This window comes from Bacteroides sp. OM05-10AA (assembly GCF_003439055.1).
Taxonomy (GTDB): Bacteria; Bacteroidota; Bacteroidia; order Bacteroidales; family Bacteroidaceae; genus Bacteroides; species Bacteroides intestinigallinarum.
The window spans coordinates 118,266-135,085 of the sequence record NZ_QSUR01000018.1 but is presented as its reverse complement, the minus strand read 5'-3'; the positions used below and the strand labels follow the sequence as shown (position 1 = coordinate 135,085).

Sequence of the window (16,820 nt, the reverse complement as noted above, 5' to 3'; positions counted from 1 at the left end):
TATTAAATATCAATCTATTACAAGTCAAAAATGATACAAAACATTTTCTGCATCGGCAAGTAAGAAGTGCATACTATCATTGCTGCAATAAAATAGATCGTTTAAAGAAATCACTATGCCCATTATAGAAATATCATCCTTAACAGACTCCGGAGTAGAAATATTCAGTACCCTCACCGAAGCTCAATTACGCAATCGTATCGAGCCTGATAAGGGATTGCTTATTGCGGAAAGCCCCAAAGTCATCCATGTAGCTCTGAATGCTGGTTATGAGCCTTTAGCCCTCTTGTGTGAACAGAAGCATATCACTGGTGATGCCGCTGGCATCATTGAACGTTGTGGTGATATACCTGTCTATACCGGTGAAAGAAAGTTACTTGCCACATTGACCGGATATACACTGACGCGCGGTGTCCTCTGTGCCATGCGTCGTCGGACACTACCAAGTGTGGAGGAGGTGTGCCGGAAAGCCCGGCGGATCGTAGTCATTGAGGGTGTGGTAGACGCTACTAATATCGGAGCCATCTTCCGTTCCGCAGCCGCCTTGGGAATAGATGCTATATTATTAACGCGTAATTCTTGTGATCCGTTGAACCGACGTGCAGTCAGGGTTTCGATGGGTTCTGTCTTCCTGATACCATGGACTTGGTTGGACAGTTCTCCCAATGAGTTGCGCAAACAGGGTTTTCGTACAGTCGCTATGGCACTCACGGAGAAATCAATCTCTATCGATAATCCTATCTTAGCAACCGAACCCAAGTTAGCCATCGTAATGGGAACAGAGGGAGACGGTCTTCAAAACGAAACAATTAATGAAGCGGACTATGTAGTCCGCATTCCTATGGCAAACGGTGTCGATTCTCTCAATGTAGCCGCCGCATCCGCTATTGCTTTCTGGCAACTTCGCGTTCAAAATGACACAGATCTGCCACCATCACCGGATGATGTACATATATGATTTTACTTATATTCCTACTCACACCTACAATACGTATTTGCGCCACAGGAACAGCGAGGCAATAATTTTTCCATCAATTCACTTCGAAAGAACTCATACAATTCTTTATGCATGATGTCATATAGTGCCCTAACCCGTTCTTCCTGCTCATCTTCTACATGAATTCCTCCCTGAAAGGGATCTGTAAAGTTGAAAGAAACGTATTTTCTCACTACCCCCTGCATTTCCTTTTGCACTTCCTCTGCTTCCGGACAAAGGGTAATGACATAATCCCATGTCTGTTGGGCATACGTCGCAACATCACAGGGCTTTCTACGCGAAAAGTCATATCCATTTTGTTCCATCACTTGGCAAACAACGTCAGGGACAGAATTTCCAGCCAAAATACCGGCAGTACTAATCTTCATCCCTCTACCGAAGGAATTCAAAATTTCCTGTGCCATACGACTGCGGCACATATCATTATTACTTACTATCAGTATATTCTTCATACACAAATTCTATTTTTATTTATTTCCTGATATAGCTACTTTAATAACCCCATCCAACTTGTTCTCGAAAATACGGTAAGCCTCCTCAATCTCATTCAATGGGAATCGATGTGTAATAAGAGGAGTAGTATCAATTTTACCTTCCTCAATCAGCGTAAGGATTTCGGCACAATCGCAGCCATCCACTCCCCCTGTTTTGAAAATCAAATTCTTGCCATACATATCAGGTAAAGGAAGAAGCTGTGGTTTATCATAGAGGGCTACAATCGTGACAATAGCATTAGGACGGGCACAATCCCAAGCCAAATGAAAGGAATCGTCACTCCCTGCCACTTCCAAAACAACATCTGCACCACCATGGTCACTGTTCTTGAGAACAAATTCCTTGCAGTTTTCCGGTTCAGTCACCAACACATCAGGATAATGCTCGCGAACAAACCGAATTCTTTCAGGAGACTTTTCACAGATAATAATGCGTTTTGGCTTCTTCAGCATCACACACAACAAAGTACAAATCCCGGTAGGTCCGGCACCGATGATAAGAACAGTATCTTCCTCGGTAATTTCCGAGATGCGTGCTGCCCAAAAACCTGTTGCAAGCACATCACCGACAAACAAAGCTTGTTCATCACTCACTGTATCCGGAATACGGTTCAAACCTTGATCCGCATAAGGAACTCTGACATATTCCGCCTGACCGCCATCAATTCGACAACCTAAAGCCCAACCGCCATTAGGGTCAGTACAGTTATTCACATATCCATGCTTACAGAAAAAACACTCACCGCAGAAAGTTTCGACATTCACAGTCACCCTGTCACCAGGCTTCACCGAAGTGACATCAGCCCCTACTTGTTCTACCACACCTACCATTTCATGCCCGACAGTTATTCCGGGCACAGCACGCGGCACACTGCCATGTTTAATATGAAGATCACTGGTGCAAATGCTACCAAGTGTTACACGTACGATTGCATCCCGTGAATCCTTTATTTCCGGTACCGCTTTCTCCTGCAATTCAAACTTTCCGTGTTCAATATATGTGTATGCAAGCATAATATCCTCCTCGTTCATTAATATATACCTTGCAAAGATAATGATTTCATTGGCAAAACAAATCTCTTTTATCACGTTCAATACTCCCAAACCGAATCTCACTCTATATTTATAACAATACAAAGCTGAATAAAGTCATTCACTGTTTTTTCTACTTCGGTTTTGATATTCTGGAAAATATTCTTACTTTTATATCCAAAATAATAAATAAAAACAGCAGCACGACTTATTATATTTACACACAAGCCTATGATAGATACTTCCGAAAATCTGATTATTATAAAAGGTCAAATCAAGACTCCTGAAATAGAAAGCTGCCAAAATCATAATGGCAACTATAAGGTAGTATTCCGGAATGTTCCCAGTGCGTATACTTACAAAGAAGAAAATGTTCTTTGGCTGACTGATCCGGACAAACCGGACCCCAATAATTATCAAATAATCAGTAAAGGGAGAACTTTATCAAACATTAAAGCCTTATCTATTTTTAAGGCCAGATCACACAACTATTGGCACATTCGTTTTCAGAATGGTAAAGAGTATGATTACAGAGAAAAGGACTTAGAAATTATCGAATCATGCTTGGGAGAGAGTCGTTCGAAAAGCATATTCGAATATTTGAAGAAAGTTGCCGATGCAAACGAATTGAAAGCTGATGACGGAACGAAGCTATTAGCAAAACAATATGAAAAAATTCATTTCATCGCAAACAACAGAGCTATTGCTGTATATCTGAATCCACAAAAATATAAAATGCGGACCCAGACTGCCTCAACCTTGATTTTTCCTTTCGGTTGTAATGCAAGCCAGCAAAAAGCAGTCCAGGCAGCTTTTGAAAATCAAATCAGCGTTGTGCAAGGACCTCCGGGAACCGGAAAGACACAAACGATTCTGAACATCATTGCCAATATCCTTGTGCGTGGTAAGACTGTTCAGGTAGTATCTAATAATAACTCCGCCATCGTCAATGTACTTGAGAAGTTATCCAAATACGATATGGGTTTCATTGTTGCATTGCTTGGCAGCACAGCTAACAAAGAGAAATTCATCGAGACTCAAGAAGAGGAAAAACAATATCCGGAGAACTTTGAGTCATGGCATGATGCGGATGCCAACCAACCTCAATTTCTCAATCAGATACATCATCAGACAGAAGAACTAAAAAGCATATTTTCCAAACAGGAACGCCTTGCCATGGCAAGACAGGAAATACAAGCTTTAAAAATAGAGTGGCAACATTATCTGCAAGAGTTCGGCACAAAAGAAATTACTCTCAAACAACGAAAGAGTTCCAGTTCGGCAGACCTTCTGAATTTATGGAATGAATGTCAGCAATTTGCAGAAAAAGAACAATCATCAAGTCTTCGGGGAATAGCAGCTCTTATTCAACGGTTGAAATGGTTATTCTTTAAATTCAGGAGCAAAGCGATTTGTAAAATCCCCGATAAAGGTTTTTATAAACGGGAGATGAGTTTGATTATCGCCGACTTCCAAATCTTATTCTACCAAACAAAGTATGCAGAACTGGAAGTTGAAATAGACACATTAGAAAAGGAACTTGCCAACAAAGATGCAGCAGAAATGGCTAGACAAATGGCTGATACATCAATGAAATATCTAAAGAATCAGTTATTTCACACCTATGGCAATAATCATGACAAACCCATCTTTACACTCCCTGATCTAAGAAATAATTGGCGAGAGGTACAAAAAGAATACCCTATTATATTAAGTACGACCTTTTCATCATTAAGCAGTCTACAGCGAGATGCTGTATATGATTATATCATTATGGACGAAGCGTCGCAGGTTTCCGTTGAAACCGGAGCTTTAGCCTTGTCATGTGCTAAAAATGCAATCATTGTCGGCGACACCATGCAACTCCCCAATGTAATCACAGAAGAAGATAAGGAAAAGCTAAACTTTATCGCTAATGCCTGCCTGATTAAGCCGGAATATGATTGTGCCAATATGAGTTTTTTGCAATCCATCTGCAAAGTTATTCCAAATGTACCGCAGACCTTGTTACGGGAACATTATCGATGCCATCCTCGAATCATCAACTTCTGCAATCAGAAATTCTATGGTGGAGATCTTGTCATCATGACACGTGATAAAGGAGAAGAGGATGTCATTTGTGCCATACGGACAGCCAAAGGTAACCATTCCCGCAGTCACATGAATCAACGGGAAATAGATGTTATCAAAGAGGAAGTACTACCGAATCTATCTTATGAAACAGATGAAATTGGCGTCATTGCTCCATATAACAAACAAGTAGATGCAGTAAAATCCGCACTTGAAGAGGATATTGATGTCGCAACAGTCCATAAATTTCAGGGAAGAGAAAAGGATGCTATCATTATGACCACTGTCGATGATGTCATCACTTCCTTTTCCGACGATCCCAACCTGCTCAATGTTGCTGTTTCGAGGGCTAAGTCACAATTTTATTTAGTCGTATCGGGAAACGAACAACCCAAAGACTGCAATATTAGCGATTTGATCGCTTATATCGAATATAACAATGGCACTGTTTCCACCAGTAAGATTCATTCTATATTCGATTACCTATATGAGCAATATACAGATGCACGAATTGCCTATTTGAAGAAGCATAAAAAAATATCCGAATACGATTCCGAGAATCTTACATTTGCCTTACTTGAAGATATCCTGAAAGAAAATATCAATATGCGTCATTTGAATATCATTTGCCATTTACCACTCTATATGTTGATTCAGGATTATTCTCTATTGAATGAAGAGGAAAGCAAATATGCTGCAAATATAAACACTCATATTGATTTTCTGATTTATAATCGTGTGAGTAAACAACCGGTATTGGCTATTGAGACGGATGGTTATACATTCCACAAATCAGGGACAAATCAGTCTGAACGTGATATTAAAAAGGATCGTATCTTAGAGTTGTACGGAATTCCGTTGGTGAGATTGTCTACCATCGGTAGTAATGAGAAGAAAATTATTAGAGATAAGTTAAGCGAAGTATTAAACTTGCATTAGAATGTTCATTGCAAATCATATTTTTTTGTTAGAATAGGAGTTTCTGCATATTCTAACAACCAAAAGAATAAATTTTACTCCAACTATAACAATTACATCAATAATAATGTCTACATTTACTTCTCATTTAAAGTATGACAGCACTATGGAAATTATTTTCTACTTTTGCATCAACCTCATTAAAAGTTTCTGTGAACTTAAAGTGAGTACATAAACATTAATCACAATGACAAAAATATAATAGTATGGCAAAGACAAATACAGCCGAATTAGGATTTGAAAAACAAATATGGAAAGCAGCTGATTTATTACGTGGCAACATGGATGCATCAGAATATAAATCAGTCATTTTAGGACTTATTTTCCTTAAATATATATCAGACAGTTTCGAAGCAAAACATCAAGTTCTTATCAATGAAGGAGAAGGCTTTGAGGAAGACAAAGATGAATATTCCTATGAGCATATTTTCTTTGTTCCCAAAGAGGCTCGTTGGTCGGTCATAGCAGAAGCAGCACATACTCCGGAGATTGGTACTGTCATCGACAACGCCATGCGACTGATAGAGAAAGAAAATCCTCGTTTAAAAGGGATTCTTCCTAAAAACTTCGCACGACCTGAATTAGATAAACGCCGCTTAGGAGATGTCGTAGATTTATTTACAAACGTTCAAATGAAAGAACATGGGGACAGTAAGGACATACTGGGGCGTACCTATGAATATTGTCTCTCCAAATTTGCAGAAGCAGAAGGAAAACTTGCCGGTGAATTTTTTACACCATCATGTATTGTCCGTACATTAGTTGAAGTGCTTCAGCCATATAGCGGACGTGTATACGATCCGGCTTGCGGCTCTGGTGGTATGTTTGTACAATCAGCCAAATTTATCGAACGACATCATGGAAATATCAATAACATATCAGTATTCGGCCAAGACAGCAACCCTACTACATGGAAAATGGCTCAAATGAATCTGGCGATTCGAGGCATTGAACCTGACCTTGGAAAATTCAACGCTGACACATTTTTTGATGACCAGCATCCTACACTAAAAGCTGATTACATTCTGGCAAACCCTCCGTTTAACCTAAGTGATTGGGGAGCTAACAAACTCCAGGATGATGTACGCTGGAAATATGGTATACCTCCTGCTGGAAATGCCAACTTTGCCTGGCTTCAACATATGATTCATCATCTTTCCCCCAAAGGACGTATAGGAATGGTACTTGCCAATGGTTCTTTATCCTCGCAAACAGGCGGTGAAGGAACTATCCGCGAAAATATTATAAAGGCAGATCTAATAGAAGGAATTGTAGCATTACCTTCCCAACTTTTTTATACAACTGGTATTCCAGTCTCTTTATGGTTCCTCAACCGGACTAAAAAACAAACGAATAAAATACTGTTCGTTGATGCCCGCAACATGGGTAGCATGATTACCCGTAAACTCCGTGAATTATCCGAAGAAGATATTATGAAAATAGCGGGTACTTTTGATGCTTTCAATTCAGGAACTTTAGAAAATGAAAAAGGTTATTGTGCTGTTGTATCAATAGAGGATGTAGCCAAACAAGATTATATCCTCACCCCGGGACGGTATGTAGGAATTGCAGAAACAGAAGATGACGGAGAACCGTTTCAAGAAAAAATGGAACGTTTGACTTCTGAATTATCTGATTTATTTGCACAATCCCATGACCTCGAAGAAGAAATTCGCAAACAATTATCTAGTATAGGATTCACAATCAAATAAATATTACTATATTCTTCGATTTATTAATTAACTCAATAATAGAAGAATATGAAAGAAAATTTGATTCAAGAAATTAGCAATGCGATGACAGATGTTTTAAGTATAGAACAAATGGCTCAACTTAATGGAGTATTACTTCAAGTTATAAGTAAATACACTATTACAAAAGACGGTGAGAAAGAACATGAAAATGCTGCTACAAACGACCGTCTGCTTGAAATATTTTTGTCCGCAAAGCAAGTTGAAGGCTGTACTACTCCGACTATCAAATATTACAGTTCAACAGTCAAGCAACTTTTCAAGACTATGCCTAAAAAAGTAGTAAACTATTCTACAGAAGATATACGAGCATACTTGGCTGTCTTCCAACGTAAGCATAAATCCAGTAAAGTGACAATAGATAATATTCGACGAATCTTTTCTTCTTTCTTTTCATGGCTTGAAGAAGAGGATTATATTATAAAGAGTCCTATACATAGAATCCATAAAGTAAAAACCGGTACACAAATCAAAGAGGTACTTACTGATGAGAATATCGAACACCTTCGCGATAACTGTACGGAAATTCGTGACCTTGCAATGATTGATCTCTTATGCTCAACCGGAATGCGTGTCGGTGAATTAGTAAAACTAAACCGAGAAGACATCAATTTTAACGAACGAGAATGCATTGTTTTTGGCAAAGGAAATAAAGAACGGATAGTATATTTCAATGCAAGAGCTAAAATACATCTACAACAATATATTAGCTCCCGTAAAGACAGAAACAAAGCATTATTTGTCTCTCTTGCCAAGCCACATAATCGGCTTCAAATATCAGGCGTAGAGGTTCGGTTACGTAAAATTGGGCATTCTTCAAAAATAGCTCGTGTCCATCCTCACAAATTCCGACGAACACTTGCTACAATGGCTATAGATAAAGGAATGCCTGTAGAACAAGTACAAAAGTTACTCGGTCATGTAAAAATTGATACTACCATGCATTATGCTATGGTTAATCAAAATAACGTAAAACTATCTCATCGTAAATACATTAATTAAAATGCGGATAAGATACAATACATATAACAATAAGAATCATCTGTTTTACAAAAACAGGCAGATAAATGATAATTTAGAGCAGCAGGCACAAGCGTTGTTCAAGTCTTGGTTTGTGGATTTCGAGCCGTTCAAGGACGGCAAGTTTGTTGAATCGGAACTGGGAATGATTCCTAAAGGGTGTCGTGTTGGTAAAGCCGAGGATTTTTATAATATTAATATTGGTAAGACCCCACCACGAAAAGAGCAAGTATGGTTTTCCAGTAATTCATCAGATTATATATGGGTATCTATTTCAGATTTAGGATCATGTGGAAGATTTGTTTTTACATCCTCTGAATTTTTGACACATGAAGCCATCAAAAGGCATAATATTATACTTGTTCCCAAAGATACGATTCTACTAAGCTTTAAACTTACAATCGGAAGAGTTGGAATTGCAGGAACTGAATTAACAACTAATGAAGCTATAGCAAGATTTATCACATCGGATGAAAATAGGGAATATACATATTTCTTATTAAAAGGGTATAATTACGAAAAGCTTGGAAGCACATCATCCATTGCAACTGCTGTCAATTCTAAAATAATTAAGGCGATGGTAGTTCTGATGCCGGATAAAGAAATACTTAAAGCATTCAGTTCATTGACTAAACCGTATTTCGACCAAATACTAAGAAATGAACAGGAAAGTATTAGGTTAACAATTCTACGCGACACACTTCTCCCGAAGCTGATGTCAGGAGAACTAAAAATTAACGCAACTGAAGTATTATAGATTACGATGAACAAGTCAATAAACATACTTGATAAAGAATATCTGCAATGGGTGAAAAACCTTTGCGGTCGCTATCGTCAAAGCCAAATAAAGGCAGCGGTGAAAGTAAATGTGGAACAGTTGAAATTCAACTGGCTTTTAGGTCGTGACATTGTTGAATTGCACGTAGAAGAACGCTGGGGCGAAAGTGTTATCACTCAATTAAGCAAAGATTTACGTGAAGCCATACCCAATGCGGCTGGTTTATCAAAGAGCAATATTTACTATTGTAGGAAGTTTTATTTGTTATACAAGGATGCTCTGAAAACTTTCCACCAACTTGGTGGAAAAAATGAAACGGAATTATTCCACCAAGTTGGTGGAATATTTGAAGTCCCATGGAGACACCATTGCTTGATAATGGATAAAGTGAAAGACGATATAGACAAAGCCCTGTTCTATGTTCACCAGACGGTGGAGAACGGCTGGAGTCGTAGTATGCTGCTCAATTTCATTAGCACCGACCTTTATGAGCGGCAGGGCAAAGCACTGACTAACTTTACAAAAACATTGCCCGATGCGATGAGCGACCTTGCACAGGAGTTGACCAAAGACCCCTACAATTTTGCTTTCACGGGTATAACTGGGCGTTACAATGAACGGTTGCTCAAAGATGCTCTACTGAATAACATTACCCGATTCCTGATTGAACTGGGTACGGGTTTCGCTTATGTGGGCAAAGAATATCGTTTGGAAATAGGCGAAACGGAAAACTTTATCGACTTGCTCTTTTATAATCTTTCGCTTTCCTGCTATGTGGTGGTAGAGGTAAAGATCGGTAAATTTGCTTTTGCCGACATCGGTCAATTAGGTGGATATGTGGTGGCTTGCAATCATTTACTGCGTAAGGAAGGACGGGATAACCCAACCATCGGCTTACTGATTTGCAAAGAGAAAGACCGCATACAAGCTCAGTATGCTTTGGAGTCGAGCAGCCAACCTTTGGGTATTTCCGAATATGATCTGGAGAAGTTCTATCCCGAAAAAGTGGAAGGTACTATGCCTACCATTGAAGAGATAGAAGCTAAATTAAGAGATAACTAACAATGAAACCAACAATTTAAACCGCTAAATTCTCATTTATGGAAGAGATGACTCTACAAGATATTTGCAAAATATATGATTGTCCTCATACAACTGCAAAAGACGAAGGTGTTGGAATACCTTTAGTCAGGACTCCTAATGTGGGTAAAGGACGTTTGGTTCTAACCAATGTTCATAGAGTTAATTCTGACGTATATAAAGAAAGAACACTTCGGGCTATTCCTGAAGAAGATGATATAATTATTGCTCGTGAAGCACCAGTAGGAAATGCAGCAATTATTCAAAAGAAACAAAAAGTATGTCTTGGACAGCGTGTGGTTTTACTAAAGCCAAACAAAGCTTTAGTTGACCCCAACTTTTTGGTTTATTACTTACTAAGCAATGAGGTTCAGCATCATTTAAAAATCCATGCCAATGGTGCTGTTGTCGCACATCTTAATGTTGCAGACATAAGAAATCTTTCTGTTTGTTTACCTTCTCTCTGTGAACAAAAGAAAATCGGCAAATCACTTAAAATAATTGACGATAAAATCGAGTTGAACCGCCGGATAAATGATAATTTAGAGCATCAGGCACAGGCGTTGTTCAAGTCGTGGTTTGTGGATTTCGAGCCGTTCAAAGGTGAAAAATTCATGGAATCACAGCTAGGGATGATACCAAAAGGATGGAAAGTAGGAACGCTATCCGACCTTCTAGATATTAGATATGGCAAAGACCACAAAAAATTGAATGATGGTAATGTTCCTGTTTATGGATCAGGCGGAATTATGCGACTAGCTGATGGAATTCTATACAATGGAGAATCTGTGCTAATTCCCCGTAAAGGAACATTAAACAATGTATTATATGTTAATTGGCCTTTTTGGGCTGTTGACACAATGTTCTATTCAATAGAGAAAGTGCCTAATGTGGCCAAATATTGTCACCTATTGCTATCGAAACTAGATTTAGCTTCAATGAATTCAGGCTCGGCCGTTCCAAGCATGACTACAGATATTTTAAACAAAATACAGGTCATTGTTGCAAAACAAGATGTATTCAGTTCTTTTAATAAGTGTATTTCTTCCTTATATTTGAAAGCGAAAATAAATTTAGACGAAAATAAGCGATTATCAGAGACTAGAGATTTGCTCCTGCCTAAACTCATGTCTGGTAGGCTAATAATTAACGATTTACACAGCTAAATTCTCATTTATGGAAGAATGGAAAAATATAAAAGCATGTGATTACTGTTATAATGTAACAGATGGAACGCATGATAGTCCCAAACAAAAAGAGTCTGGGAAATACCTTATTACATCGAGACACATTAAAAATAATCGAATTGATTTTGAAAGTGCTTATAAAATATCAGAAGATGATTATAATAAAATAATATCTCGGAGTAAAGTTAACCAGTGGGATATTATAATTAGTATGATTGGGGCTTATTGTGGTTATTGTTGCATTGAATCTTCTAAACAAACAGATTATGCCATTAAAAATGTCGGTCTGCTTAAAGTTGGTAATGAACTTAGATGTAAATGGCTATACTATTATTTAACTTCACCATATGGTAAACAGCAACTATCTATGTTACGAAGCGGCTCATCACAACCATATATCTCATTAGGTGCTTTAAGAAATTTAGAAATTCCTATTCCAAATAGAGAAGTCATGAGTTCTATCGTATCTATTCTTTCTGCTTTAGATGCGAAAATCGAACTGAACCGTCGTATAAATGATAATTTGAAATTAATCGCCTAATATTCACTATGCTTTGGATTCGAAAATATATTAACCAAACACCAAGTTTCAACAACTTTGAAACTCATATTTCAACCATCGAAAAGACGGTTGAAACGAATCCTGCATTATGTATAGAAACCTGTAAAAGTTTAGTTGAAAGTATATGCAAAACAATACTTGCCAATCAAAATATCGAACACGACAACTATGGGCAATTTCAAGCTTTGGTAAAGCAAACAATAAATTGTCTGATAGATGCAAATGAATGCTATAAAGATGATTTATGTGAACTTGTCAGGAGAATAGCGTCAGTCTCCCAAAAACTAGCGGAAATAAGAAATATTTCCGGATTTGCGTCTCACGGTCAAGACATTAATCATGTCTCAATGAGTACAACAATGTCCTTACTGGCATACAAAATAACAGATGTGTTAGGTGGGTTTATTATACATTATTATATAAATCATGCAAGTAAAAGAGACTCACGCATACATTATGAAGACTGCCAAGAATTCAACGAACTGTTTGACGAAGAAAATCCTCTGGAATTAGGTGGAGTTATTTTATCTGCTTCCGAAGCATTATATAAACAAGACTATCAAGCATACAAAGAAATATATTTTTCATATTTAGATAACTTAGAAAAAGAACGAAAATATGTCATTTACAGAAGGTAGTTATGAAAAAGCATTGATAGCTCTCTTCGAGAACTTAGGCTATCAGCATCAATATGGTCCCAATATTGAACGGGACTATTATGTACCTTTTTATGAAGAACAATTAATTGAAAGCTTAACCACTATCAATTATGGAAAACCTCGCCCGGCAATTGACGAAGCCATATCTAAACTAAAAGATATCGAAATAGGTAGCCTGCCACAGAGGAATGAGCTTTTCATGGACTATCTTCAACATGGAATCGAGGTCTCTTTTTTTGACGGAAAAGAACAACGTAACGATATCATCTACCTGATAGATTACAATGACAAAAACATCAAGCGTAATGACTTTAAAGTTATTAATCAATGGACGTTCGTTGAAAATTCAGAAAAGCGTGCTGATATAATTCTATTTGTCAATGGTTTGCCACTCGTTGTGATTGAGTTAAAATCTCCATCAAGAGAAGAAACAAATGTATCTGAAGCCTATCTTCAGTTACGTAATTACATGAAAGAAATTCCCTCACTTTTCGTATATAATGTCTTTTGTGTAATGAGTGACATGGCTTGCTCAAAAGCGGGAACGATCACCAGCAATGAAGACCGTTATATGGAATGGAAAACCAAAGACGGGAAATATGAAAGTTCCCAGTTTATTGATTATGATACCTTTTTTGAAGGAATATTCATAAAAGAACGTTTCATTGACATTATCAAGAATTTCATTTGTTTTTCTAAAGAAGAATCAGGTGCTGCAAAGATTTTAGCCGCCTATCACCAGTATTTTGCTGTGAAGAAAGCAGTAGAACGAACTAAAAAGGCAACACAAGGTGACGGAAAAATCGGAGTATTTTGGCATACGCAAGGAAGCGGAAAATCACTATCAATGGTATTTTACGCTCATCTTCTTCAGAATGAATTAAGCCAACCAACTATAGTAGTTATTACCGACCGGAATGATTTGGACGATCAACTCTATACTCAATTCTCCAAATGCCAACAATTCTTGCGCCAAATACCCATACAAGCTAAAAGCCGGGAAGATTTAAAATCACTATTAGCCGGACGAGAAGCCAACGGAATAATCTTCACTACAATGCAGAAGTTTGAAGAATCTGACGAACCTCTGTCTCTAAGACGAAATATTGTAGTTATGACCGATGAAGCACATCGAGGACAATATGGATTTGAAGAAAAAGTAAACGAAGAAACTGGGAAAATATCAATCGGTACTGCAAGAATTATACATAATTCATTACCCAATGCGTCCTTTATAGGTTTCACAGGAACGCCCATTTCTACTAAAGATCGAGATACAACAGAAGTGTTCGGCGACTATATCGACATCTACGATATGACACAAGCAGTATCCGATGGTGCAACTTGTCCTGTGTACTATGAATCTCGTGTCATCAACCTGAATCTTGACAAAGATACATTGAAAGCAATAGATGACGAATATGAAATACTTGCGTCAGAAGGTGCTACTGAAGAACAGATAGAAAAGAGTAAAAAACAAATGTCGCACCTTGAAGAAATACTTGGCGCACCTGCTACCATAGATTCATTGTGCAAGGATATTATAAAACATTATGAAGAAAACAGGCAATTTGAATTGACAGGAAAAGCAATGATCGTCGCTTATTCCCGCCCTATCGCAATGAGTATCTATCATAGAATCTTAGAACTTCGTCCCGACTGGACTGATAAAGTGAAGGTGGTAATGACAGGTAGCAATAAAGATCCGGAAGAGTGGCATGACATTATTGGCAACAAACAATACAAAAAAGAACTTGCCAAGAAATTCAAAGACAACAATGACCCTATGAAAATAGCCATAGTCGTAGATATGTGGCTTACAGGCTTTGACGTACCATCTCTGGCGACAATGTATGTCTATAAGCCAATGAGTGGGCACAATCTCATGCAAGCAATAGCTCGTGTGAACCGCGTCTTTAATGATAAAGCTGGTGGTCTTGTTGTCGACTATATCGGGATAGCCAAAGCATTGAAACAAGCAATGCACGACTATACAGTACGAGATCAAAAAAGATTCGGCAATCCCGATATCAAAAAAACTGCTCTTATTAAGTTTCAAGAGAAATTGGAAGTTTGCCGAGATATCTTCCACGGTTTTGATTATAGCAAATTCCAATCCGGCACAGATAACGATCGTGCACAAATTATCAAAGGTGGAGTCAACTTCCTCATGGACAGTAATAAGAATGATAAAATGCAACTATTCCAAAAGGAATCATCCTTATTACATAGTTCAATCACATTATGCCGTAGCCTGCTTAATGAGCAACAACGCTATGAAGCTGCTTTTTTTGAGACAGTACGAATATTACTATCCAGAATGACAGGCAAAAATAAATTTTCCAAAAAAGAAATAAACGCCCGTATTGGCGAGCTTATCAAACAAAGCGTAAAAAGTGAAGGTGTAATCAATTTATTCTCGGATGTAAAAGCCGAATTCTCCATTTTTGACGCAGCATTCTTGGAAGAAATATCCAAAATGAAAGAGAAAAATATAGCAATAGAGCTATTAAAGAAACTTTTGGCGGAAAAAGTTACCATATATCAAAAAACAAATTTAGTTCAAGCGGAAAAGTTTTCTGATTTATTAAACAGAGCATTATCTAACTATTTAAAAGGATTACTTACTAATGAAGAAGTCATTCAAGAGTTATTAAAGCTTGCTGCAGAAATCTCGGAATCAGAAAATCAAGGCAATGAATTAGGACTTACTGCAGAAGAAAAATCATTTTACGATGCTTTGACCAAACCGAGAGCAGTACAAGATATATATACGAACGAACAACTAGTTGCGATGACAAAGGAGTTAACAGACGCTCTACGCAAAAATCGTACAATTGACTGGCAGAAGAAAGAATCCGCCAGAGCAGGGATGCGCCGTATGATAAAAAGACTCTTGAAAAAATACAAATATCCACCAGAAGAAGCTGAAAATGCACTGGAAACAGTTATTCATCAATGTGAGCAATGGAGTGACAATGATTCTAATGAATACTCTATCAATGAAAGTACACAAAAGTATAACTTTCAACAAAGCTACTACTCAATAGCTGCTGACGAAATACATGAAGGATATAACAAAAAATTATAATATGGGTAAGACAATAACAACATACTTAATTGACGGAGATCCCAAAGGGACTCAATATGTATTTATCAATAATAAAATTTACCAAATGTTTGTAATTCCACGTTCCAGTCTTTCCATTCTGAATGAAAGAACAGATTTACAAACTCCAGCTTTTTATATTCTTTGGGGAGAAGATGAAAATACAAAACCCAAAGCATACATTGGAGAAACTGAAAATTTCAAAGAACGAGTGAAAGATCATGATAGCAAAAAGGCTTAATATTCATATCTAAAGATGCAGCAATGACAAAAGCAGATGTACAATATCTTAAACATCGAACTATTACAAATGCTTTTGTATTGAACGAGAATAAACAAATTCCTAAAGATCCTAATCTACCCGAATATCAAAAAGATGCCATGGATGAGTTTTTTGAAGATATAAAATTCCTTTCATCATTTATTGGTTGCAATATTTTTTTAAATAGTCCAACCAAAAAGAACAGCATTTATTCCATACAAAAGGAAGAAAGTGTAATGCCAAAGGATTTACAGTTCTTCAGGTTTTACAATTTTGAAAGATAGCATCATTGCCCCAGACACAATTCCATCATTACACAGGAAAGCTAAAAGAGAAAAACTAATTAAAGAATATACTACCACTAAAAATGGAAGTTTCATAATGAATTCAGATAAAACCTTTTCTAGCCCCAGCAGTGTAGCAGATTTCTGTATAGGCAGCAGTAATAATGGATGGATAGTATGGAAAGATAAACATGGAAATACATTAGATTCAGTTTACAGAAAGCAATTAGAATAAACGAGTCAATATCATTTACTCCCTTCTTATAAATAACCAACCTAATATGATTTGTCTAAAAATAAATTGGAAAATATATAGTCAACTGCACCGTTTAAATTTATGGACTTATATGCAATGGATATTATACAAAATATTATATTTTCAATGTATTTCATAATTCCATAGATAATAGGTGTTTTTTTCTGAATTATTATAATTATATTTGTAATTACAAATATAAAAAATAAATCATTATGAAAAACATCAATAGACAACAAATAGCGTTAGTGAAAAAAACAAGAAGCAAATGGTTTACTAATCCACAAAAACACCTCAACAG

The 16,820-nt window shown here is 37.1% G+C and carries 12 protein-coding genes and 1 pseudogene; 11 read left to right on the top strand and 2 right to left on the bottom strand.

Annotation, left to right across the window (positions count from 1 at the left end; genetic code table 11):
- The first annotated feature begins 115 nt into the window (after nt 1–115).
- Entirely contained in the window at nt 116–958 is an 843-nt protein-coding gene (locus DXB58_RS15370) for an RNA methyltransferase (RefSeq protein ID WP_122137423.1), read from the top strand.
- A 14-nt stretch (nt 959–972) separates the two neighbouring features.
- Here DXB58_RS15370 and DXB58_RS15365 read toward each other — a convergent pair whose 3' ends face one another.
- Complete coding sequence (locus DXB58_RS15365; protein ID WP_004302014.1) at nt 973–1,449, bottom strand: low molecular weight phosphatase family protein; 477 nt, start codon at nt 1,447–1,449, stop codon at nt 973–975.
- 15 nt (nt 1,450–1,464) lie between these two features.
- Nucleotides 1,465–2,505: an alcohol dehydrogenase gene (locus tag DXB58_RS15360; protein WP_369907138.1), complete on the bottom strand. Its 1,041-nt coding sequence runs from the start codon at nt 2,503–2,505 to the stop codon at nt 1,465–1,467.
- A 249-nt stretch (nt 2,506–2,754) separates the two neighbouring features.
- Here DXB58_RS15360 and DXB58_RS15355 point away from each other — a divergent pair, with 249 nt between their 5' ends.
- From DXB58_RS15355 to DXB58_RS15310, 10 genes and pseudogenes are all read left to right on the top strand, one after another.
- A complete protein-coding gene (locus tag DXB58_RS15355) occupies nt 2,755–5,532 on the top strand; it encodes an AAA domain-containing protein (RefSeq protein WP_122137422.1) in 2,778 nt (925 codons plus the stop codon).
- A gap of 245 nt (nt 5,533–5,777) precedes the next feature.
- Nucleotides 5,778–7,283, top strand: a complete 1,506-nt coding sequence (locus DXB58_RS15350; RefSeq protein WP_122137421.1) for a class I SAM-dependent DNA methyltransferase — start codon at nt 5,778–5,780, stop codon at nt 7,281–7,283.
- A 48-nt stretch (nt 7,284–7,331) separates the two neighbouring features.
- Complete coding sequence (gene xerA, locus DXB58_RS15345; protein WP_122137420.1) at nt 7,332–8,324, top strand: site-specific tyrosine recombinase/integron integrase; 993 nt, start codon at nt 7,332–7,334, stop codon at nt 8,322–8,324.
- A 1-nt stretch (nt 8,325) separates the two neighbouring features.
- Nucleotides 8,326–9,099, top strand: coding sequence for a restriction endonuclease subunit S (locus DXB58_RS15340; RefSeq protein WP_122137419.1), 774 nt, complete (start codon nt 8,326–8,328; stop codon nt 9,097–9,099).
- A gap of 6 nt (nt 9,100–9,105) precedes the next feature.
- On the top strand, nt 9,106–10,182 hold the full coding sequence (locus DXB58_RS15335; RefSeq protein ID WP_117931878.1) for a YhcG family protein: 1,077 nt from the start codon (nt 9,106–9,108) through the stop codon (nt 10,180–10,182).
- 38 nt (nt 10,183–10,220) lie between these two features.
- Complete coding sequence (locus DXB58_RS15330) at nt 10,221–11,366, top strand: restriction endonuclease subunit S (RefSeq protein ID WP_122137418.1); 1,146 nt, start codon at nt 10,221–10,223, stop codon at nt 11,364–11,366.
- A 10-nt stretch (nt 11,367–11,376) separates the two neighbouring features.
- A complete protein-coding gene (locus DXB58_RS15325; RefSeq protein WP_122137417.1) occupies nt 11,377–11,928 on the top strand; it encodes a restriction endonuclease subunit S in 552 nt (183 codons plus the stop codon).
- Nucleotides 11,929–11,936: 8 nt separating this feature from the next.
- Nucleotides 11,937–12,587 carry an abortive infection family protein gene (locus tag DXB58_RS15320; RefSeq protein ID WP_122137416.1) on the top strand — a complete coding sequence of 217 codons (651 nt, stop codon included), beginning with the start codon at nt 11,937–11,939 and terminating at the stop codon, nt 12,585–12,587.
- Nucleotides 12,568–15,699, top strand: coding sequence for a type I restriction endonuclease subunit R (locus DXB58_RS15315; protein WP_122137415.1), 3,132 nt, complete (start codon nt 12,568–12,570; stop codon nt 15,697–15,699). The genes DXB58_RS15320 and DXB58_RS15315 overlap by 20 nt, the downstream gene beginning before the upstream one ends.
- Before the next feature lies 1 nt (nt 15,700).
- A pseudogene (locus DXB58_RS15310) lies at nt 15,701–16,498 on the top strand (GIY-YIG nuclease family protein).
- Nucleotides 16,499–16,820: the final 322 nt, after the last annotated feature.